This is a genomic window from Actinacidiphila sp. DG2A-62, from assembly GCF_035825295.1.
GTDB lineage: Bacteria > Actinomycetota > Actinomycetes > Streptomycetales > Streptomycetaceae > Actinacidiphila.
Genome location: NZ_JAYMGI010000002.1, coordinates 2,967,401 through 2,987,550, shown reverse-complemented (window position 1 = coordinate 2,987,550; position 20,150 = coordinate 2,967,401). Strand labels below are relative to the sequence as shown.

The following is a 20,150-nucleotide window of genomic DNA, read 5'->3' as shown; positions in this document are numbered from 1 at the left end:
CAGCACATCAGGGGCGCGGGGAACTGCGCGAGCAACCCACCTGCGGCCCGCAGGTCGTCACCGTCCCGAAGGGGCAGATCGGTCCGCCCCTGACGGCTCAGCGCCCAGCGCCGAGCTGGGCGGCGAGCGTGCGGACCGCGTCGAGCGCGCGGGCCTGGAGCGTACCGCCGAAGGTCACACGGGAAGCCCCCAGCGCACCCAGTGCGGAAGGGCTCACCCCGCCGGGAGGGCACAACGCGTTGAGCGGCGCCCCGACCGCCGCCGCGAGGTCCGCGAGGACCTCTGGAGGGCACCCGATGGGGTACACGCAGTCCGCCCCCGCCGCGACGTACAGCCGCGCCCTGGCCGCGACCGCCTCGACCGTACGGTCCGCGCCCGCCCGCAGGTAGGAGTCGACGCGCGCGTTGAGCACGAGCGCGTCGCCCGCCGCCGCGCGCACCTGCGCGAGCCAGTCCGCCTGCCGCCGCGGGTCGCGCAGGACGCCGTCGACCGAGTCCTCCAGGTTGCAGCCGACCGCACCCGCCTCCAGCAGGCGGTCGACCAACTCGGGGGCGGGCAGCCCGTATCGGCCTCGACGTCGGCGCTGACCGGGATGTCGACGACCCGGGCGATGCGGCGGATCGCGCCGAACATCTCGTCGGGCGGCGTGCCCTGCCCGTCCGCGTAGCCGAGCGACGCCGCGACGCCGGCGCTGGGCGTGGCGAGCGCCTCGAAGCCGGCGTGGGCGAAGACCCGGGCGCTGGCCGCGTCCCACGGCCCGGGCAGCACCAGCGGGTCGCCGGCCGCCCGGCCGTGGTGGAGCGCCCGCAGCAGCGCGGCCCCCGAGGGGGCCGCGCCGCCGTCCGGGGCAGGGCTCACGAGAGGCCGCCCGGCTGCACCTGGAAGGCGACGTTGAAGCGGTTCCACGCGTTGATCGCGGTGATCGTGCCGACCAGGCGGGACAGTTCGGCCTCGTCGAAGTGCGCGGCGGCCCGCGCGTAGACGTCGTCCGGCACGAAGCCGTCGGTGAGCAGTGTGATCGCCTCGGTCAGCGCGAGGGCCGCGCGCTCCTTGTCGGTGTAGACGCCGCGCACCTCGGCCCAGGCGGGCAGCAGGTTCAGCCGCTCGTCGGTCTCACCGGCCTTGCGGGCCTCGGCGATGTGCATGTCCAGGCAGAACGCGCAGCGGTTGATCTGGGAGGCGCGGATCTTGACCAGCTCGGCGACCACCGGGTCCAGCCCCTTGCCGGCGGCCTGGCTGAACGCACGCATCGCGCGGAACATGTCGGGGGCCTGCACGGCGTAGTTCGTACGCTCGATCTCTTCGCTCATACCCCGACGGTACGGCCCCGCGGCCCGCGCTCCGTGGACCAGTCGGCGGCCCGCTTCCTGGGCCAATTCCCGCACGTGGGACGGGACACGGGCGCCTGTCGCCGGGCGCCCCGCGGTCTCGCCGCGGCCCCGGCCGGTCTCCTGCCGCCGCCTCAGCCCTTGACCAGGGCTTCGTCGAGGCGGTCCAGCACCGCGTCCACCGTCTCGTCCGGGGTCTGGTCGCTGCTGTCCAGCCACAGGCCGAGCCGCGGTGTCCGGTCGCGCAGCACGTGGTCGAGGTCGCCGACGGTCCACGAGCCGTAGCCGGACTTGGCGCGGGCCGCCTCGCGCGCGGCGACGGCCTCGCGGGAGGGCGCCAGCACCACCAGGTAGAGCGGGCGGGTGGCGATGGCCTCCAGATACGGTTCCAGGTGCTCGCCGAGCACCACGTCCTGGACCACCGCGGTCCAGCCGGCCGCCGCGTACAGGTCGGCGGTGTGCGCCGACACCCGGTAGCGCAGCCGCAGTTGCGTGACCGCTTCCTCGTCGTCCTGCGGCAGCAGGTCGCGCCGCCCGGACACCAGCATCCGGCGGAACACGTCGCCGCGTACGTGCACCGCGCGCGGCAGCCGCTCCGCCAGCAGTTGCGCGACCGTCGACTTGCCCGACGCCATCACGCCCGTGATGACCAGCACCGCGCGCTCCAGCGCGACGTCACCCATCGTTCGCCCCCTTCCGGTGGACGCCCCCGTCCGCCGACGAGCATTCCAGCCCCGGCCCGCCCGCTCAACCGTCCTACCCCCCGTCCGGGCCCCAATTGGGCCAATCGGGACCCAGCGGTATCACCCATGCCCCCGCGGCCCCGGCGCCTCGCGCGACGCGGGTGCGCGAAGGCGCAGGCGGGGGTGCGTGGCGGGCAGGCGGGCAGGCGGGCGGCGTCGCGCGGACGGCGCGGGGCGTCGGGCGGATGGCGCGGGGCGTCGGGCGGGTGGCGCGGGGCGTCGGGCGGATGGCGCGGGGCGTCGGGCGGATGGCGCGGGCGGGGCGCTACGTGGACGGCACCGGCGAGGGCCGCGCGCTCGCGCGGGCGAGGGTGTCCGCCACCGTCGTACAGGCCAGGCGGGCCACGGCGCGCAGGTCGGCGGGGGCGGCGCCGGCCCGGCTGAGGACGGCGAGGGACTGGTTGACGGCGACCACGTAGCAGGCGAGGTCGTCGAGGGTCTGGGGGTCGGGGGCGGGGGCGTCCGGGGCCGCGGGGGCGTCTGCGGCTGCGGGGGCGTCCGTCGCGGTCGTGGACCCGGCGTCGGCGGTGTCCGCGGCGCCGGCGGCCGTCGTGGTGTCCGCGAGCGCGGCCCGCACCCGCGCGCGCTGGGCGTCGAGCAGGGCCCGTACCCGCGCGGCGTTCTCCTCGCGCAGGGTCGGCGCCTGCGCGGCGGACTGGGCGATCAGGCAGCCCGCGGGCAGCGCGGGATCGGCGATGCGGGCGAGCACCACGTCGAAGAACGCCTCGACCGCGCGCATCGGTTCGCCGGGGTGGGCGCCGAGCGCGTGCTCGTACCGCGCGCCGTACGTGGCGGCGTAGCGGTCGAGGCACTGCCGGAACAGCGCGTCCTTGCTGCCGAAGGCGCCGTAGAACGAGCCGCGGCCCAGGCCCGTCGCGGCGCCGAGCGCGTCGAGGGAGGCGTCGGCGTACCCGCGCTCCCAGAACACCCGCATCGCCCGGTCGAGGGCCAGCGTGACGTCGAACTGCTTGCGCCCCGACATGTCCGGCCTCCGCTGTCTCAGTTGCCTCGGCTGTCTCGCCCGCCCGTCCGCCGCCGGGGCGTGGCGGCGGCCCTGCCGCTCCGAGGCTACCAGCTTCCTGGATCGATCAGTCCAAGAATCATGGACCGATCGATCCAAGATGAGTTAGCGTGAGCGGAAGGCGCCGAGCCCGCGGCTGCAGGCCACCTGTCCGCCCGTCCACCTGTCCGGCTGTCCACCTGCCCGGCTGCCTTTCCAGCCGCGCGGTCGCGCCAGGCCGCTCGAACCGCGTGCCGAAGCCACGTACCGGAAAAACACGGACCGGACCACACGGACCGGACCACGTACCGGAGGAGACCGCTCATGCACACCACACCCCGCCCCGAGCCGACGGGCCCCGGCTCGGTCCTCGGCGCGCCGGACCTGCCGGAGGGCTTCGCGGGGACGTTCGCCGGCCGCTACGTCGACGCGGCCGGGACCCGGCTGCACGCCGTGGTCGGCGGGGACGGGCCACCGCTGCTGCTGCTCGCCGGCTGGCCGCAGACCTGGTACGCGTGGCGGCTGGTGATGCCCGCGCTGGCCCGGGACTTCCGCGTCGTGGCGGTCGACCCGCGCGGCGTCGGCCTGTCGGACAAGCCGCGCGACGGCTACGACACCGGGTCGCTCGCCGACGACATGGCCGCGTTGATGACCGCCCTGGGGCACCGGCGGTTCGCCATGGTCGGGCACGACGTCGGCATGTGGGCCGGCTACGCGCTGGCCGCCGACCACCCCGGGCGGCTGGAGCGGCTGGCCGTCGCCGAGGCCACGATCCCGGGGGTCTCGGCGTCGCCGCCGCTGTTCGGCGACGCGCGCGCCAACGAGCGGCTGTGGCACTTCGGCTTCAACCGCCTGCCCGAGCTGAACGAGCAGCTCGTCCGCGGCCGCGAACACCTCTACTTCGGCGCGCAGTTCGCCTCGAAGGCGGCGCGGCCGCTGCCCGAGGCCGCGGTGGCGCACTACGTCGACATGCTCGCCGGCGATCCCGAGGCGCTGCGGGCCAGCTTCGCGCCGTACCGCGCCCTGGACGCGACCATCGCGCAGAACCGCCGCCGCCTCGGCCGCCGCCTGACCCTCCCGGTCCTCGCGATCGCGGGCGCGGAGAACTCCGGGGAGCTGGTCGCCGCGACGATGCGGGCCGCGGCGGAACATGTCGAGAGCGTGGTGGTCCCCGGCTGCGGTCACTACCCGGCCGAGGAGGCGCCCGAGGCGGTGCTCGCGGCGCTGGGCCCTTTCCTCGCGCCGTACCGGGACGCTCACCGGGACGCTCATCGGAGCGCCGACCGGGCCTCCGGCCGGAGCGCCGACCGGGCCTCCGGCCGGGACGCCGCCGGGTGACGCGCCGGGCGTCAGTTCGTCAGCACCACGCCCAGCATCGCCAGCCAGCCCAGTGAGACGAGGACGGGGAGCAGCACCATCACCAGGCCGGTCGGGGAGGCCTGAAGCCACGCCGATCCAGGTTCCGCCAGCTGGCGTCCTACGATGCGCTGGCCGCCATGCCACGCCATGTGCTCCTCCAGCTCCACGACGGTGCTCTTGCGGGCCTGCAGGTAACGGCGGCCGTAGCGCAGCATGACGGCGAAGGCCAGCCCGGACAGGAAACCGATCACCGTGATGACCGCGCCGACTCCGCGGGCCACTTCCCGTGACTGCGCGCCCTCTTTACCGAGGGTGAATGCCAAGGTGGCGGCGAGGCCCGCGGTGATGTAGAGGAAATTGTTGAGCTTGTTCCAGTTGAGGAGATCCTCGTGTTTGTATAAGTCCACCGCGATCTCGTACTGCGTCTGCAGCATCGATTCGCGCGGCTTGCGCGCGACCCACACCACGCGGAGCCGGCCGTCCGGCGGCCGTAGCCGTGTCAGTTCCTCGAAGCCCATTTTCCGGTGGAAGCGGCTCGATGCCTCGTTGTGCGGTTCGTTGACCACCGCGGCGATCACCGGGTCGGCCGACCACTGCTCCAGCACGTGGTGGTACAGCCGCGAGGCGATGCCCTGCCGCGCGGCGTCGCGGGCCACGCACACCTGCTTGATCACCAGAAAGCTGCCGAGGGTGGTCTTGATCCGGTGGTTCAGCCACTCGTCGGGTTCGATCTGCGCGTCGCTGTAGGCGAGCAGGAATCCGAGGACGTCGGTTCCCTTGACGGCCACGTAGAAGTGCTCGGCGCCGGTCAGCCGCCTCTGGTACACCTCGGCGGTGTACTCCGAGACCAGAAAGCCCTCCTGGCCGGCCACCAGCGGATCGATCGCGTCCAGATTCCGGGACTGCGCCAGCGCGTAGATCATCGGGACGTGTTCCGGAGCCGCCCGCACGATCTCGATCCCCGACTGAGCCTGCGCGGTCACGCGCTCACCCCCCACTGGACGGACCTACCGGGACCACGCGCATACGGGACCACCCGGAAAAGCGTGTTCTGACGGCCCATCGGACGCAAGAGGCCCTGGGGTCAGCGCGACCGGCGCGCGACGCGGTAGCGGAGGTAGACGACCTTCGAGCCCAGGGCGCGGGTCTCGGCGAGGTCGAGGTCCACCCGGCGCTCGTCGCGGGGGAAGAACGGCGTGCCGCCGCCGACGAGCACGGGGTGGACCCTGATCCGGTACTCGTCGACCAGCCCCGACGCGGCCGCCTGGGCGGCGAGGTCCGCGCCGCCGATCGCGATGCCGCCCTCGCCCGGCTCGGCGCGCAGCCGCTCGATCTCCTCGGCCAGGCTGCCCGAGGCCAGCCGGGCGTTGCCCTCCACCGCGGTCAGCGTGGTCGAGAACACCACTTTGGGCAGCGCTTTCCAGAGCTCGGCGAACTCCGCGGTGGAGAAGCCGAGCGAGGGGTCCTCCTCGGCGGTCTCCCAGTACAGCATCGTCTCGTACAGCCGGCGCCCCAGCAGGTGGACGCCGGCCCCCGGACCTCGTCGGTGGCGAGGCGGAAGACCTCCTCGTCCGGCACCGACCAGTCGAACCGGCCGTCCGGCCCGACGATGTAGCCGTCGAGCGAGACGCTCATCGAACAGGTCACCTCGCGCATCGCCGAACCCCTTCCGCGTCGCAGGGTCCGACCATACGACCGGGGCCGGACACCTGGGCGCCGGACACGACCGTGCGTCAGGAGGACGCGGAGGCCGTGACCGAATCGAGCCCGCGTCATCGGGTACGCGGCCGCCTTTTCTGCCTTCAGGACGCGACCGCTCGGGCGATCAAGGTTCCGATGTGGCCGGGTGTCGGCGCGTCGAGAACGTGGACGTCGACGTCGCCGAAGCCCGCGTTGCGCAGCAAGGAGGCCCATTTACGGGGCGTGTAGGAGTACCGATAGGTGAACATCGCGGGCCCGGCGAAGCCGCCCTTGTACATGCCCTGGGGCCCGTAGGCGCCGGGGATGGCGGGGGGCTGGGAGAAGGCCAGTACTCCGCCGGGGTTGAGCCGCCTGCGGATGAGCGGGAAGAGCCGCGCGGGGTCGGTGAACCACACGGCCCCGAAGATGGAGTAAGCAGCGTCGTACGTCTCTGTAGCGCTCGACAGGTGGTCGAGCACTTCCCCGCACACCAGCCGGGCGCCCTGCGTCCCCCAGCGGCGTTCCACGGCCTCGACGGCGACCGGTGACAGGTCCACTCCCGAGACTTTCACGCCCTGGCCGAGCAGGTAGCCCAGGGCGCGGCCCGTGCCGAAGCCGAGTTCCAGAGTCGCGCCGGGTTCGCCGAGGAGTTCCGGACCGGGGCCGTGCCCGGGGTACTGCGTCCAGCAGAACACCGGATCGTCGTGGAGAGCCTTTCTCTCGTGCTCTCGGCGAACGCGTTCCACAGCTCGCGTTCGGATTCGATGATGTGCTGAGCGGGCAATGCGTCCCTCGGTTCATGTCGGAGGCGCCCCCGCCAGAGGCGGCGGGGGCGCCTTATTGAGTTTCTCGAACGGCCGGTCAGTGGCTGTCGGGAACCTTGTCGTTGCACGGCGAGCAGTCGGCCGCGTCCATCGCCCACAGCTCATCGTCCACCGTGAAGCCGTTCTGCCGCAGGAGTTCGGCCGTGCGCGTGACGGTGCCGTCGCGGCGCCGTTCGATCAGCGGGGCGTGGTGCTTGTACCGGCCGCCGTTGTACTCGTCGCACAGGGCGAAGTACAGCGGCGTGTCCAGGATCAGGGCGTGCACGGCCACGTCCACCGTGTATCCCACGCCCATGTCGGTGCCGGGGCGTTCCATGGCGGTGAGGGTGTAGGCGATGGCCTGCCCGAGAAGGCGTTCGGCGGTGTCCTTGGTCATGATCGGGTTGTCGCGGGTGAGGAGCGCGACCTCCCGGTCCCAGAGAGTGGGTTCTTTGTCGGTGACGAGCTGGGGCACGCGGTGCGCGAGCCCATTCAGCAAGACGCGCGGGTCGCGCGTACGGGTCTGTACTGCGGTGCTCATGGTGCGTCCTCCTGTTGGAGAATTGCGTAGAGCCATTGGGAACCCGCCCCGGCCGACCGTTTCCACAAGAGGGCTGAGGCGGGCGTTCAACCTTGTGCGACGGCTCCGTGGTCCCCTCCGTCTTGGTCGTGCGACCAAGGTAAAAGGGATTTCGACGTATCTCTAGCGAGTTTCCTGTTCTGTCAAGAACTCGTTACGGAGATCTTCGAGCACGTCGCGCATGGCGTCACCCGCAAGTGCCATCGAGGCGAAGCCTTCGAACTTGTGCACGTACAATTCAACGTCCCGAGGGTCCGTCACGACGACCTCGGCGTGCACGGTTTCGACCGTGACAGTTCTGTCGTCGCGGATGACGAACGCATGATTGGCAATGTCGTGTTGTCTCGCGGAAAGTGGAACAATCCGAAGATCTATATGGGGTAGGCGAGAGAGGGACACCAGCCGGTCCAGCTGCTCGGCCATCCGTGAGGCGGAGACGATCCGCCACCGGAGCACGGGTTCGGTGATGACGAAGTGCAGCTCCTTCGCCGAGTCGTAGAGGATCTGTTGCCGCTCGATGCGGGCGTTGATCGTGCGTGTGAGAACGTCTTCGCCCAGCTTGTGCCTCACGAGAACGGCACGAATGTACTCGGGGGTTTGCAGCAGCCCGGGTATCAGTGCCGGTTGGAAGAGCCGCAGCAGCGACATGTGAGCTTCCAGTGCCCTCGTCTGTTGCTGGGCTTTGTGGACGCCCATTCGGCGTACTAGTCGCCACGCGATTGTCTCAGTGCTTGCCGACCTGGCGGCTTCGAGGTATTCGGACTTCACCTCGTCCGAGACGCCGATTGCCGTCAGGATACGCTCCACGTCCGCCGTGGACGGAGCGATTTTCCCGGTTTCGATTTTACTGAGCTTGCTTGTGGACATGACGGCGCTGCGGGCGACGACCTTGGCCTCCATGCCGGATGCCTGCCGTAGCGCCCGCAACGCCGCGCCGAGTTGCCCCCTGTTCATTCGCCTGAGTGTCTCGCCCACCATTCCGCGAAAGGCGCGGCGTGCGCCATGCTCCTGTCCCGGTAGGCGATGAACTCTGCCGCACGGTCCTCGGGTAGGACATCGGCTCCCTGGAAAGCCCCGCTCTCGGTGTAACTCATTCGCGCGGTGATGGACTCGTCGAAGAGCCAGAAATCCGGCGCTCCGGCGACGGGGTTGGCCTGCTCGGTGGTGTCGAGGATGTAGAACTCTTCGCCGCCCGTCATGTTCTTTTGGTAGCCCCATCCGAGTTCGAACCGGAGATATGGGGTCAGTGGGCGTGCGAGGACATGCACCCGGTACACGCGCCTTCCCTTACTCGTGTGCGCGCGGACCTCGGATACCCATGCTTCGTTGTAGTCCTCCGGCTGAGGCTCCCCTGCAAGGAATGCCCCGTAGGCGGCGACGTTTCCCGACCTGCTGTAGTCGTCCAGCGTTTCCAGTCGGAATGCCTCACGTTCGAAGGTGTCGAAGAGTTCACCGAGGCTCTTAGGCACTGATACCCTTCCGCACCAGGTCGAGGAGAAGTTCCGCCGGAATCTCGACGACCGTTTCATGAGCGGGAATCGCCAAGCCGTGGTCGCTGGGTGTCTCTCCCTGAACGAGCAGCGTGCCCCTGTCCGTGGCATAGATGGTCGGGCAGTCCTTCACATCGCACGTGCTGACGAGCTTCGTGGTCTTCACGGGGCACCCTCCCGGCCGGCGGCCTCTTGTCCCGTTCGATGTTCGCGAGCACGTCACTGTGTGCGCAAGAGGCATGAGTTTCCACAACAGGAAACCCGGGCCTGGACGAATGATCCTGTGGACGCCGAGCGCGCCGGAGGGCGAGCAGCACGAGAGCCCCGGGGCCTTGCCGGGGCTCTCTGCGGGCCTGTCAGCGCCTCGGTGGCGGTCACCCGGTCGGTTGGACGGACGTGACCGCCAGGTTCTTCGCCATGTCGGCGCGCGTGCGGACGGAACGGAGAGGCCCTGCCGCAGGCCGTGCATCGCGGCCACGGTGCGACAACCGCTCTGTTCCGCTTGTACCTGCCGGCCAGACCAGCGCGGAGGCCGTGACCGGAATCGAACCGGCGTAACTCGCTTTGCAGGCGAGTCCCTCAACCACTCGGGCACACGGCCGTGTGCTTGGTGCGTGCTTCGACCTTCGCGGGGCCGGCGGGAGTGGGTCAAGGGGACGGCCGGGGGTGCAACGGGACTGCCACACGGCGTTCATGAAACGCCATGGGCCGGGCGGGCCGGGCGGCGGGCGGTCAGGTCGACCCCGGCGGGCCGGGCCGCCCGGACCCTGGCCCGGCGGCCGGGTGGTCAGGAGGCGCTGCGGTAGCGGCTCGCCAGCGCGGGGGACTGGCCCCCGAACGCCGCCAGCTCCGCCGCGAAGACGTCACGAAGCAGCGCGGGGTCCCCCACGCCCGGCGCGCTGACCGTCTCGCCGAGCTCCAGGCCGCGCAGGGCCCCGGTGACCACGTCCTCCGCGCTCATCCGCGGCACCGCGCTCAGGTCCATCCCCTGCACCGTGTGGAACTCCGTGGCCACCACGCCCGGGCACACCACGTGGACCCGCACGCCCGTGCCGGCCATCTCCGCGGCCAGCGTCTGCGTCATGGTCACCAGATAGGCCAGCGACCCCGCGTAGACCGCGCGGCGCGGCATCACCGACGGGTCGGCCGGGCCGCTGAACGCGATCATGCCCGCGACGTTCACGATCGTGCCCGCGCCGCGCTCGCGCATCCCGCCCACCGCCGCGCGCATCAGCTGGGTGGGCGCGAGCACCTTGACGCCGACCAGTTCGCGGGCCTTGGCGGCGGGCAGCTCGGCCAGCGGCATGTAGTGCGCGACACCGGCGTTGTTGACCAGCACGTCCAGCGGCTCGTCGGCGCACAGCGCGGCGACCGCGTCGACGCCCTCCTCGGTGGCCAGGTCGGCCGCGACGGTACGCACCGCCACCTCCGGGTGCGCCGCGGCGAACGCGGCGAGGCGGTCCTCCCGGCGGCCGACGACGATCAGGTCGTGGCCGTCCGCGGCGAACCGCTCGGCGAACGCCTTCCCGATGCCGGAGGTCGCGCCGGTGACGAGGGCGAGCTTGCTCATGACGGTGCCTTTCCCTTGTTGCTCGTCGAACCTGATGCTCGTCGAACCCGCGGACGACAGGACCAGGACGATGCTCCCCGAATCCGCGGAACGGTTCCGCGGGTTCGAGGAACCGTCCCGTCGAGCGTCCGCGGAACGGTTTCCGCTGTCCCCTCCAGCGTCCGCGCAATTCCACGGAACAGGCAGCGCATCCTTTTTCCTGGGACCACCAGTACCAGGAAAAGCGCGCGGCCTCTTGTCACAATGGCGGCATGCCCCGCAGCGAACTCGGAGAGGCCCTGCGCGTCTGGCGCGACCGTGTCACCCCGGACAGCGTGGGGCTGCCCGCGGGCGGCCGGCGGCGGGCCCGCGGGCTGCGCCGCGAGGAGCTCTCGCAGCTCGCCGGGATCTCCGCGGACTACGTCATCCGGCTGGAGCAGGGCCGCGCCGCCAACCCGTCCGCGCAGGTCGTCGAGGCGCTGGCTCGCGCGCTGCGGCTGGACGCGGGCGACCGCGAGCACCTGTTCCGCCTCGCCGGGCTGGCCGTGCCCGGCCCCGGCACGATCCCGCGCCACATCACGCCCGGCGTGCACCGCATCCTCGACCGGCTGGCCGGCACCGCCGTCGCCGTCTACGACGCCACGTGGACGCAACTGCTCGCCAATCCGCTCTACACCGCGCTGATAGGGCAGTGGGACGGCAGGGACCTCAATGCCGCCTGGCGCGCTTTCGTCACCTCGACCACGCGGGTCCGGCACACCCCGGAATCCAACGGCGCGCTGCAGGAACTCCTGGCCGCCGATCTGCGGCGCACCGCCGCGCTGTATCCGCACGACCCGGTGCTGCGCGACCTGCTGGCCGACCTGCGCGCGCGCAGCCCGCGCTTCGCGGAGCTGTGGGACACCGGCAACACCGCGGAGCACCGGGCGGCCCGCAAGACGATCGACCACCCGCAGGTCGGCGCGCTCACCCTCGACTGCGACGTGCTGCACGTGGCCGGCAGCCATCTGCGGATCATGGTCTACACCGCGCAGCCCGGCACCGAGGACGCCGAACGCCTGGCCCTGCTGCACGTCATCGGGACGCAGTCGCTGGTCGAGTGAGCCGTCCGCCGGCCCGGGCGGACCTGCGGTCCTAGGACCGACGGCCGAGGTGACAACGGTCGCAGGGCAGGGGCAAAAGCAGGGTTCGCCCCTTACGCTGGGCGGGTGACTGAGGTACGGGCCCCGGGCGGGAAGCGAGACGACCAGGCGATATCCGCGTCCGCGGCGCAGGCGCGAGCGACGGGGCAGGCCCAGGCTCACGCCTCCGCGCCCCCGCCCGAGCCGGACTCGCAGCCCCAGCCGGAGTCGCAGCGGGAGTCGCAGCCCCGGTCGCAGCCGGACCCGCAGCCGCAGCTCCAGCCGGAGTCGCAGGCGGAGCCGGACGCGGCGGAAGGCGTCCTCGGCCCGCGCTACCGCGCCCTGACCCTCGGCATCGTCTCCGTCGTCCTGATGATCGCCTTCGAGGCGACCGCGGTCGGCACCGCGATGCCGATCGCCGCGCGGGACCTGGACGGCCTCGGGCTCTACGCGTTCGCGTTCTCCGGCTTCTTCACCACCTCCCTGCTGGCCATGGTGGTCAGCGGCCAGTGGTGCGACCGCAGCGGCCCGGTGCCCCCGCTCGCCGCGGGCGTCGCCGGCTTCGCGGCCGGGCTCGTGGTCAGCGGCACCGCGCAGTCCATGGGGGTGTTCGTGCTCGGCCGCGCGGTGCAGGGCCTCGGCGGCGGCCTGGTGATCGTGGCGCTGTACGTGGTGGTGGGCCGCGCCTACCCCGACCGGCTGCGCCCGGCGGTGATGGCGGCGTTCGCCGCGTCGTGGGTGGTGCCGTCGATCGTCGGGCCGCTGGTGTCCGGGACGGTGACCGAGCAGCTGGGCTGGCGCTGGGTGTTCCTGGCCATCCCGGTGCTGGTCGTGCTGCCGCTGGCGGTGATGTTCCCGGCGCTGCGGCGCACCGCGCACACGCCCGCGGACCGCCGGCCGATGGACGCGCGCCGCGTCTGGTACGCGGCCGCGCTCGCGACGGGCGCGGCGCTGCTGCAGTACGCCGGCCAGGACCTGCGCCCGTTGTCCGCGGTGCCCGCGGCGGCCGGCGCGGCGCTGCTCGCGCCCGCGGCGGTGCGGCTGCTGCCGCGCGGCACGTTCCGCGCGGCCCGCGGGCTGCCCACGGTGGTGCTGATGCGCGGCATCGCGGCGGGGTCCTTCCTGGCCGCCGAGTCGTTCGTCCCGCTCATGCTGGTGACCCAGCGCGGGCTGTCCGCGACGCTGGCCGGGCTGTCGCTGGCCGGCGGCGGGCTCAGCTGGGCGCTGGGCTCCTACGTCCAGGCGCGGCCCCGGCTCGGGCCGCACCGGGTGCGGCTGGTGCGGGTCGGCATGGTGCTCAGCGCGACCGCCATCGCGGCGGTGCCGCTGGCGCTGGACCACGCGGTGCCGCCGGCCGTGGTCGCGGTGGCGTGGCTGGTCGGCGGCCTCGGCATGGGACTGGTGATCTCGTCGCTGAGCGTGCTGCTGCTGCAGGTGTCGCAGCCGCGGGACGCGGGGGCGAACTCGGCGGCGCTCCAGGTGTCCGACGCGCTGTCGAACGTGCTGCTGGTCGCCGCGGCCGGCACGGTCTTCGCCGCGCTCGGCGGCGGATCGATCGCGCCGTCCGCCGACGACGTGGCGGCGACCACGTCCGCGCATCCGCTCGCGTTCACCTGCGTCTTCCTCCCGGCCGCGGCGATCGCCCTGATCGGCGTCGTCCTCGCCGGCCGGCTCCGCCCGACGGCGGAACACTAGGTGGTACCGCTTGGTACCATGAGTTCATGCCCGGCCTGAACGTGCGCTTCACCGAGGAAGAGCTGGAAGCCCTGCGCGAGCGCGCCGACTCCGAGGGGGTCAGCATGCAGTCGCTCGCCCATGACGCCGTGGTGCGGGCCGTCAGTGAGCGCAGCCGCCTCTTCGAGGACGCGGCGGCTCACGTGCTCGACGTCAGCGACGAGTTGAACCGACGGTTGGCGTGACGTACTACCTCACGCTTCCCGAGCTGCTGGAGCTGGCTCGCCGTCTCGGCGCCGACGAGGTACGCGACTACGGGCTGCTGGAGTCGGCGCTCGCCCGTCCCAGGGCCAGCGTCTTCGGGCAGGACGCCTATCCGGACATCTGGCAGAAGGCGGCCTCGTTGATGGAGTCCCTGGCGCGCAACCACGCGCTCGTGGACGGCAACAAGCGCACCGCCTGGTACGCGACCTGGGTCTTCCTCCAGATCAACGGCCACCGGCTCGCACCGGACTTCGACGTGGACGAGGCCGAGGCGTTCGTGCTCGCGGTCAGCCAGGGGCAGCTGGACGTGCCGAAGACCGCCGGGACCCTGCCGCGGTTCGGGGAGTGAGGGACTGCGTCGCGCGGGATGTGTGACCTGGCTCGCACTCCTCGCCCGGGCGGCGTCGGTCCGCGGCGGCGGGCCACGGGCCGGTAGGCTGAGGCGGTTTTCGTACGGGCGCGGCGGACCCGCGAGCACGGCCGGCGCAGGCCCGTACCGGGCGCGCCGCACCGCGCCCGCCGACCCGTACGTGCCGCCGACCCCCGTATGGAGACCGTGACTACCACCGCCTCGTCGCACCCGTCGAACCACCATCTGTCGCCCGCGTTCCCCGGCCGCGCGCCGTGGGGGACGGCGAACAAGCTGCGCGCCTGGCAGCAAGGGGCCATCGACGCGTATGTGGCCCGGCAGCCGCGCGACTTCCTCGCGGTCGCCACCCCCGGCGCGGGCAAGACCACCTTCGCGCTCACCCTGGCCTCGTACCTGCTGCACAACCACCTGGTGCAGCAGATCACCGTCGTCGCGCCGACCGAGCACCTGAAGACGCAGTGGGCGGACGCCGCCGCGCGGATAGGGATCAGACTCGACCCCGACTACAGCGCCGGGCCGGTCGGCCGGGAGTACCACGGCGTCGCGGTCACGTACGCCGGCGTCGGGGTGCGCCCGATGCTGCACCGCAACCGCTGCGAGCAGCGCAAGACGCTGGTGATCCTGGACGAGATCCACCACGCCGGCGACAGCAAGTCGTGGGGCGAGGCGTGCCTGGAGGCGTTCGACCCGGCGGCCCGGCGGCTGGCGCTGACCGGCACGCCGTTCCGCTCGGACACCAACCCGATCCCCTTCGTCACCTACGAGGAGGGCGCCGACGGCATCCGCCGCTCGGCCGCCGACTACACCTACGGCTACGGCAACGCGCTCGCCGACGGCGTCGTGCGCCCGGTGATCTTCCTCAGCTACAGCGGCAACATGCGCTGGCGCACCAAGGCCGGCGACGAGCTGTCCGCGCGCCTGGGCGAGCCGATGACCAAGGACGCCACCGCGCAGGCCTGGCGCACCGCGCTCGCGCCGACCGGCGAGTGGATCCCCAACGTGCTGCGCGCCGCCGACCAGCGGCTGACCGAGGTCCGCAAGGGCATCCCGGACGCCGGCGGCCTGGTCATCGCCACCGACCAGGACTCCGCCCGCGCCTACGCCAAGCTGCTCAAGGAGATCACCGGCCACAAGGCGACCGTGGTGCTCTCCGACGACACCGGCGCCTCCAAGCGGATCGAGGAGTTCAGCGCCTCGGAGGACCGCTGGATGGTCGCGGTCCGGATGGTCTCCGAGGGCGTCGACGTGCCGCGGCTCGCGGTCGGCGTCTACGCCACCACGATCTCCACGCCGCTGTTCTTCGCCCAGGCGGTGGGCCGCTTCGTGCGGTCGCGGCGGCGCGGCGAGACCGCGTCGGTGTTCGTGCCGACGATCCCGATGCTGCTGGAGTTCGCGGGCGAGATGGAGGTCGAGCGCGACCACGTGCTCGACAAGCCGAAGAAGGCCGGCGAGGAGGACCCGTTCGCCGAGGAGGACAAGCTGCTGGCCGAGGCCGAGCGGGCCGAGGACGAGGCCACCGAGGACGACATGCTGCCGTTCGAGGCGCTGGAGTCCGACGCGGTCTTCGACCGGGTGCTCTACGACGGCGCCGAGTTCGGCATGCAGGCCCACCCCGGCAGCGAGGAGGAGCAGGACTATCTCGGCATCCCCGGCCTGCTGGAGCCCGACCAGGTGCAGATACTGCTGCAGCGGCGGCAGGCCCGGCAGATCGCGCACAGCAGGAAGAAGCCGGACGAGGAGGCCGACCTGCTGGAGCTGCCCGCCGACCGCAGGCCGGTGGTCAGCCACCGCCAGCTGCTGGAGCTGCGCAAGCAGCTCAACACCCTGGTGGCCGCCTACAACCACCAGAGCGGCAAGCCGCACGGCGTGATCCACAACGAGCTGCGCCGGGTGTGCGGCGGCCCGCCGAGCGCGGAGGCGACCGCGGGGCAGCTGGGCGAGCGGATCAAGAAGATCAAGGAATGGGCGACCCGGATGCGCTGAACCGCGCCGTGCGGACAGCGGTCCCGGACAGTGGCCCGGACAGCGCTCCGGGCTCGCTGCGGTCCGGCTCCGGGCACGCCCCCGGGACCACTCCCGCCCCGCCCCGGGAGGTGTCACCCCGACGCGTGGTGTCACTGGAACGAGTGACACTCCGCGCGGGGACACACCGGAAAATCTCCGTCGGATTGCGGGGGGATCACCGGGATTGCCCGGGGATCTCCCCTGGTGAAGAGGTCAAAACCGCGCCCGGATTGTGGACGACCCCTTCCGCTGAGCGGTACTCCCTCGCTACGGTGCCGGTCACGCACGCGCCGTGGCAGTGCTGCCGCGGAGCGCAGCCGGTACGCAAGAACCGACCGGCGGCCTCTCCGCGCACTGCCGCGGGACCGGCAGTGCGTACCCGATCGGGACCGAGATGCGCCGCCGATTTCACGAGGAGGGGGCGTCGTGACCGCGGAGACGTCTCAAACGCTCGACCGGGGCCTGCGGGTCCTGAAGCTGCTCGCCGACACCGACCACGGGCTGACCGTGACCGAGCTGGCGGCCAAGCTGGGCGTGAACCGCACGGTGGTCTACCGCCTGCTGGCCACGCTCGAACAGCACTCGCTGGTCCGCAGGGACCTCGGCGGCCGGGCCAGGGTGGGCCTGGGCGTGCTGGGCCTGGCCCACCAGGTGCACCCGCTGCTGCGCGAGGCCGCGCTGCCGGCGCTGCGCTCGCTCGCCGAGGACATCGGCGCGACCGCCCACCTCACCCTGGTCGACGGCACGGAGGCGCTGGCCGTCGCGGTGGTGGAGCCGACCTGGACGGACTACCACGTCGCCTACCGCACCGGCTTCCGCCATCCGCTGGACCGCGGCGCGGCCGGCCGCGCGATCCTGGCCGGGCGGGGACTGCAGCCCAGCCCGGACGGCGTCGGCTGGGAGCGGTTCGCCGAGGCCCCGTACGACCCCGCGACGCCCTACGACCCGGCCGCGCCGTCGTCCGCGGCGGCGGGCGGGGCCGCCGGGCCCTCCGCGCCGTCCGGCCCGTCCTCGTACGCGGAACTGGCCGCCGCCGTGCCGGCCGTGGGCATGATCGACGGGCTCGGCGACGGCGGCGAGCGTGCGATCGGCGACGCCCCGCTGCCCAGGCCCCGCTACGTGATCACCACCGGCGAGCTGGAGGCCGGGGCGAGCGGCGCGGCGGCCCCGCTGATCGGGGTGCCGGGCATCGAGGGCAGCGTGGGCGTGGTGATGCTGTCGGACTCGGTGCCGGAGCGGGTCGGCGCCCGGGTCGTCGAGGCGGCCACCGAGGTCGCGGACGCGTTGCGCTGACCGGGGGCGTGCGGTGCTCGGGCGGGCGGTGAAATAGGGTTCGGCGCATGGCTGAAACCTTGCGCGCTCCGCGTCCCGTGCTCCGCCTCCGCCCGCCGCGGCGGCCGGTGGCGCTCGCGGTGTGCGGCGCGGTGCTCGTCGCGCTGTTCGCGGTGGCCGCGTTCGCGCCGCTGCCGCTGACCATCGTCGCGCCGGGCATGACCGCGAACGTGCTGGGCGCGGACAAGGGCACCCAGATCATCACGGTCGAGGGCGCCGCGGTGCGCAGGACCGGCGGGCAGCTGCGGATGGTGACCATCGAGGCCACCGCGCCCGACGCCTCGGTGCACCTCGGCGACGTGTGGCACGCCTGGTTCGCCACCGACCAGGCCGTGATGCCGCGCGACTCGGTCTACCCCGGCGGCGGCTCGGTCAAGGAGATCGAGAAGGCCAACCAGCGGCAGATGACCGAGTCGCAGGACGCCGCGACCGCCGCCGCGCTGCACGAGCTCGGCCTGTCGCCGTCGAAGGTCACCGTGACGCTGCGGCTGACCGACGTGGGCGGCCCGAGCGCGGGCCTGCTGTTCACCCTCGGCATCATCGACAAGATCCGGGGCGACGGCCACGGCGGCGACCTCACCGGCGGCCGGGTCATCGCCGGCACCGGCACGATCGACGCCTCGGGCAAGGTCGGCGCGGTCGGCGGGGTGCCGCTGAAGGAGCAGGCCGCGCGGCGCGACGGCGCCACCGTCTTCCTGGTCCCGCGCGCGGAGTGCGCCGACGCCAAGGCCCGGCTCCCCAAGGGGCTGACGCTGGTGCCCGTCACCAGCCTGGACACCGCGCTGTCGGCGCTGTCGGCGCTGCGCGCGGGACAGCCGACGCCGGCCTGCTGACGGGCGCGGGCGGTCCCTCGGCGACCCACTCGGCCGCCGCCTCCTCCTCCGCCTCGGCCTCCTCCTCCTCCTCCTCGGCTGCCGCCTCCGCCACCACCTCGGCCGGCCCCCGACCCGGGCCGACGCCCGGCCCCCGCTCAGCCCTCCTTGATGAAGCCCTCCTGGATCAGCCAGTCCTTCGCCACGTCGTGCGGGTCCTGGCCGTCGACGTCCACCTTGGCGTTGAGCTGCTGGGCGACCGCGGTGGTGAGCCGGGCGCTGACCGGGTCGAGGAGCTTCGCGATCACCGGGTGCTCGCGGAACGCCTTGGAGTAGATCACCGGCGCCGCGTTGTAGTGCGGGAAGAAGCCCCTGTCGTCCTTCATGACGGTCAGGTGCATGGACCTGATCCGGCCGTCGGTGGTGTACACCTCGCCGAGCAGGCACGAGTTGCTCTTGTTGATCTGCGTGTAGATGATCCCGGCGTCCATCTTCTGGATGTTCCCCGACCGCAGGTTCATGCCGTACGCCTTCTCCATGCCGACCAGGCCGTCCTGCCGGGAGGCGAACTCGTTCTCCACGCACAGCGTGACCGCGCCCGGGTCGCGGCGGGCGAGCGCGGCCACGTCGGAGAGCGTGCGCAGGTGGTAGCGGGCGTTGTCGCGGGCGCTGATGGCGAGCGAGTAGGTGTTGTCCAGGGTGGACGGACGCAGCCAGGTCAGGCCGTTGCGCACGTCCGCGTCGCGCACCGCCCGCCACTGCGCGTGCGGGTCCTTCACCGGCTCGGTGTGCCCGAGGTAGGTGATCCAGGCGGTGCCGGTGTACTCGTACATCGCGTCCGCCTGGCCGGACTTGACGGCCTCGCGGGCGCCGATGGAACCGGTGATGTTGGTGCGGTCCAGCACCGAGGCGCCGGCCGCCTTGAACACCAGGCCGATCATCTCGCCGAGAATGATGTTCTCGCTGAAGTTCTTCGAGGTGATGGTGAGCGAGGCGCCCTTCAGCGGCCTGCCCGCGCCGACCGACCCCGGCTCCACGTCGTCCACCAGCGGGCTGCCGCTGGTCAGGCCGCAGGCGGCGAGGCAGGTCAGCGCGAGGCCGCCGGCTCCGGCCGCCAGGACTCCCCGCCGCGCCCTCCCGGCGTCCCGCCCGCGCGCCGCCCGTCGCCCGACGCCCCTCACCTCCCGGCCTCCAGGCCGCGCGGGCGCAGCAGCGCCTCGGCGACCGAGGCGAGCCAGTCCACGAACAGCGCCAGCACCACCGTCAGGATCGACCCGAGGACCAGCACCGGCATGCGCTGGTTGACGATGCCCGAGGTGATCAGGTCGCCGAGACCGCCGCCGCCCCCGAAGGTGGCGAGAGTCGCGGTGCCGACGTTGAGCACCAGCGCGGTGCGCACCCCGGCCAGGATCAGCGGCACCGCCAGCGGCAGCTCCACCCGGGTCAGCACCCCCAGCGCGGACATGCCGATGCCGCGCGCGGCCTCCACCATCGTCGGGTCGATCGCTCGCAGGCCGGCGACGGTGTTGGAGAGCACCGGCAGCACCGCGTAGATGACGATGCCGATGATCGCGGTGCGGGCGCCGATGCCCAGCCAGATCACCAGCAGCGCCAGCAGGCCGATCGCCGGGGTGGCCTGGCCGATGTTGGCCAGCGCGGTGAACAGCGGCGCGACCGGCCGCAGCCGGCGCCGGGTCAGCGCGACGCCCAGCGGGATCGCGATCAGCAGCACCCAGAAGGTGGAGATCGCGGTCAGCCTGACGTGCTGCCACAGCCGCAGCTGGACGTTGCCGTTGTCCAGGGAGTTGTGCTCGATCGCGTCCAGGTGGATGTGCGTGATCCACAGGTAGGTGGCGACCAGCGCGACGGCCAGCAGGGCCGGCATGAACACCAGCTTCTGCCAGGTCACCTTGCGCGCGGGCCGGTGCGGCGGGCCCACCGCGCCCTCGGCGGCCGCCTCCCGGTCGTCCCGGTCGTCCGCGTCGTCCCGGCCGTCCCCGTCCTCCGGGAGGCCGAGCGCCTCGGCGGCGTCCATCCGGCG

The 20,150-nt window shown here is 72.6% G+C and carries 18 protein-coding genes, 1 tRNA gene and 5 pseudogenes; 9 read left to right on the top strand and 15 right to left on the bottom strand.

What is annotated here, in order from left to right:
- Positions 1-97: 97 nt before the first annotated feature.
- The 4 genes and pseudogenes from VSR01_RS13235 to VSR01_RS13220 form a co-directional block, all read right to left on the bottom strand.
- Positions 98-858 (bottom strand): annotated as a pseudogene (locus VSR01_RS13235) (isocitrate lyase/PEP mutase family protein).
- Positions 855-1,310 carry a carboxymuconolactone decarboxylase family protein gene (locus tag VSR01_RS13230; RefSeq protein WP_326449427.1) on the bottom strand — a complete coding sequence of 152 codons (456 nt, stop codon included), beginning with the start codon at positions 1,308-1,310 and terminating at the stop codon, positions 855-857. Before VSR01_RS13230 ends, VSR01_RS13235 begins: the two are co-directional and overlap by 4 nt.
- A 152-nt stretch (positions 1,311-1,462) precedes the next feature.
- A complete protein-coding gene (locus VSR01_RS13225) occupies positions 1,463-2,011 on the bottom strand; it encodes an AAA family ATPase (protein ID WP_326449426.1) in 549 nt (182 codons plus the stop codon).
- A 325-nt stretch (positions 2,012-2,336) separates the two neighbouring features.
- Entirely contained in the window at positions 2,337-3,053 is a 717-nt protein-coding gene (locus VSR01_RS13220) for a TetR/AcrR family transcriptional regulator (protein WP_326449425.1), read from the bottom strand.
- Between the two features lie 342 nt (positions 3,054-3,395).
- Here VSR01_RS13220 and VSR01_RS13215 point away from each other — a divergent pair, with 342 nt between their 5' ends.
- Positions 3,396-4,409: an alpha/beta fold hydrolase gene (locus tag VSR01_RS13215; RefSeq protein WP_326449424.1), complete on the top strand. Its 1,014-nt coding sequence runs from the start codon at positions 3,396-3,398 to the stop codon at positions 4,407-4,409.
- An 11-nt stretch (positions 4,410-4,420) separates the two neighbouring features.
- Here the strand turns inward: VSR01_RS13215 and VSR01_RS13210 are convergent, their stop codons facing one another.
- The 9 genes and pseudogenes from VSR01_RS13210 to VSR01_RS13170 all read right to left on the bottom strand — a co-directional run bounded on the left by VSR01_RS13210 (position 4,421) and on the right by VSR01_RS13170 (position 10,553).
- The gene (locus VSR01_RS13210; protein WP_326449423.1) at positions 4,421-5,413 is read right to left on the bottom strand and encodes a GNAT family N-acetyltransferase; all 993 of its coding nucleotides are present in this window, start codon (positions 5,411-5,413) and stop codon (positions 4,421-4,423) included.
- 101 nt (positions 5,414-5,514) lie between these two features.
- Positions 5,515-6,086, bottom strand: a pseudogene (locus VSR01_RS13205) (dihydrofolate reductase family protein).
- 146 nt (positions 6,087-6,232) lie between these two features.
- Positions 6,233-6,894: pseudogene (locus VSR01_RS13200) on the bottom strand (class I SAM-dependent methyltransferase).
- Between the two features lie 77 nt (positions 6,895-6,971).
- On the bottom strand, positions 6,972-7,454 hold the full coding sequence (locus VSR01_RS13195) for a hypothetical protein (RefSeq protein ID WP_326449422.1): 483 nt from the start codon (positions 7,452-7,454) through the stop codon (positions 6,972-6,974).
- Positions 7,455-7,616: 162 nt separating this feature from the next.
- Entirely contained in the window at positions 7,617-8,447 is an 831-nt protein-coding gene (locus tag VSR01_RS13190; protein ID WP_326449421.1) for a helix-turn-helix domain-containing protein, read from the bottom strand.
- Positions 8,444-8,962 (bottom strand): DUF6879 family protein, encoded by a 519-nt coding sequence (locus VSR01_RS13185; protein WP_326449420.1) that lies wholly within the window; start codon positions 8,960-8,962, stop codon positions 8,444-8,446. The genes VSR01_RS13190 and VSR01_RS13185 overlap by 4 nt, the downstream gene beginning before the upstream one ends.
- A complete protein-coding gene (locus VSR01_RS13180) occupies positions 8,955-9,149 on the bottom strand; it encodes a hypothetical protein (protein WP_326449419.1) in 195 nt (64 codons plus the stop codon). Before VSR01_RS13180 ends, VSR01_RS13185 begins: the two co-directional genes overlap by 8 nt.
- Before the next feature lie 363 nt (positions 9,150-9,512).
- Positions 9,513-9,584: transfer RNA gene (locus VSR01_RS13175), tRNA-Cys, on the bottom strand.
- A 186-nt stretch (positions 9,585-9,770) separates the two neighbouring features.
- A complete protein-coding gene (locus VSR01_RS13170) occupies positions 9,771-10,553 on the bottom strand; it encodes an SDR family NAD(P)-dependent oxidoreductase (RefSeq protein WP_326449418.1) in 783 nt (260 codons plus the stop codon).
- 251 nt (positions 10,554-10,804) lie between these two features.
- Between VSR01_RS13170 and VSR01_RS13165 the strand changes: the two genes are divergently transcribed.
- From VSR01_RS13165 to VSR01_RS13130, 8 genes and pseudogenes are all read left to right on the top strand, one after another.
- Entirely contained in the window at positions 10,805-11,635 is an 831-nt protein-coding gene (locus VSR01_RS13165; RefSeq protein WP_326449417.1) for a helix-turn-helix transcriptional regulator, read from the top strand.
- 105 nt (positions 11,636-11,740) lie between these two features.
- Positions 11,741-13,348 carry an MFS transporter gene (locus VSR01_RS13160; protein WP_326449416.1) on the top strand — a complete coding sequence of 536 codons (1,608 nt, stop codon included), beginning with the start codon at positions 11,741-11,743 and terminating at the stop codon, positions 13,346-13,348.
- Between the two features lie 26 nt (positions 13,349-13,374).
- Positions 13,375-13,572, top strand: a complete 198-nt coding sequence (locus tag VSR01_RS13155; protein ID WP_326449415.1) for a hypothetical protein — start codon at positions 13,375-13,377, stop codon at positions 13,570-13,572.
- Positions 13,569-13,940, top strand: coding sequence for a type II toxin-antitoxin system death-on-curing family toxin (locus VSR01_RS13150; RefSeq protein WP_326449414.1), 372 nt, complete (start codon positions 13,569-13,571; stop codon positions 13,938-13,940). The genes VSR01_RS13155 and VSR01_RS13150 overlap by 4 nt, the downstream gene beginning before the upstream one ends.
- Positions 13,941-14,138: 198 nt before the next feature.
- Complete coding sequence (locus tag VSR01_RS13145) at positions 14,139-15,944, top strand: DEAD/DEAH box helicase (protein ID WP_326449413.1); 1,806 nt, start codon at positions 14,139-14,141, stop codon at positions 15,942-15,944.
- A 447-nt stretch (positions 15,945-16,391) separates the two neighbouring features.
- A pseudogene (locus VSR01_RS13140) lies at positions 16,392-17,006 on the top strand (IclR family transcriptional regulator); the annotation flags it as partial.
- 75 nt (positions 17,007-17,081) lie between these two features.
- Positions 17,082-17,258, top strand: a pseudogene (locus tag VSR01_RS13135) (IclR family transcriptional regulator); the annotation flags it as partial.
- Positions 17,259-17,305: 47 nt separating this feature from the next.
- Complete coding sequence (locus tag VSR01_RS13130; RefSeq protein WP_326449412.1) at positions 17,306-18,130, top strand: S16 family serine protease; 825 nt, start codon at positions 17,306-17,308, stop codon at positions 18,128-18,130.
- Between the two features lie 137 nt (positions 18,131-18,267).
- Here VSR01_RS13130 and VSR01_RS13125 read toward each other — a convergent pair whose 3' ends face one another.
- Both VSR01_RS13125 and VSR01_RS13120 read right to left on the bottom strand, forming a co-directional pair.
- Positions 18,268-19,227 (bottom strand): glycine betaine ABC transporter substrate-binding protein, encoded by a 960-nt coding sequence (locus tag VSR01_RS13125; RefSeq protein WP_326453637.1) that lies wholly within the window; start codon positions 19,225-19,227, stop codon positions 18,268-18,270.
- 59 nt (positions 19,228-19,286) lie between these two features.
- A complete protein-coding gene (locus tag VSR01_RS13120) occupies positions 19,287-20,144 on the bottom strand; it encodes an ABC transporter permease (RefSeq protein ID WP_442785669.1) in 858 nt (285 codons plus the stop codon).
- Positions 20,145-20,150 lie beyond the last annotated feature (6 nt).

Excerpts from the sequence above, each read along its gene's own strand:
- VSR01_RS13165 (WP_326449417.1), top strand. The coding sequence starts at position 10,805 with ATGCCCCGCAGCGAACTCGGAGAGGCCCTGCGCGTCTGGCGCGACCGT.
- VSR01_RS13120 (WP_442785669.1), bottom strand. The coding sequence starts at position 20,144 with ATGGACGCCGCCGAGGCGCTCGGCCTCCCGGAGGACGGGGACGGCCGG.
- VSR01_RS13195 (WP_326449422.1), bottom strand. The coding sequence starts at position 7,454 with ATGAGCACCGCAGTACAGACCCGTACGCGCGACCCGCGCGTCTTGCTG.
- VSR01_RS13215 (WP_326449424.1), top strand. The coding sequence starts at position 3,396 with ATGCACACCACACCCCGCCCCGAGCCGACGGGCCCCGGCTCGGTCCTC.
- VSR01_RS13130 (WP_326449412.1), top strand. The coding sequence starts at position 17,306 with ATGGCTGAAACCTTGCGCGCTCCGCGTCCCGTGCTCCGCCTCCGCCCG.
- VSR01_RS13225 (WP_326449426.1), bottom strand. The coding sequence starts at position 2,011 with ATGGGTGACGTCGCGCTGGAGCGCGCGGTGCTGGTCATCACGGGCGTG.
- VSR01_RS13220 (WP_326449425.1), bottom strand. The coding sequence starts at position 3,053 with ATGTCGGGGCGCAAGCAGTTCGACGTCACGCTGGCCCTCGACCGGGCG.
- VSR01_RS13155 (WP_326449415.1), top strand. The coding sequence starts at position 13,375 with ATGCCCGGCCTGAACGTGCGCTTCACCGAGGAAGAGCTGGAAGCCCTG.
- VSR01_RS13190 (WP_326449421.1), bottom strand. The coding sequence starts at position 8,447 with ATGAACAGGGGGCAACTCGGCGCGGCGTTGCGGGCGCTACGGCAGGCA.
- VSR01_RS13170 (WP_326449418.1), bottom strand. The coding sequence starts at position 10,553 with ATGAGCAAGCTCGCCCTCGTCACCGGCGCGACCTCCGGCATCGGGAAG.
- VSR01_RS13230 (WP_326449427.1), bottom strand. The coding sequence starts at position 1,310 with ATGAGCGAAGAGATCGAGCGTACGAACTACGCCGTGCAGGCCCCCGAC.
- VSR01_RS13145 (WP_326449413.1), top strand. The coding sequence starts at position 14,139 with ATGGAGACCGTGACTACCACCGCCTCGTCGCACCCGTCGAACCACCAT.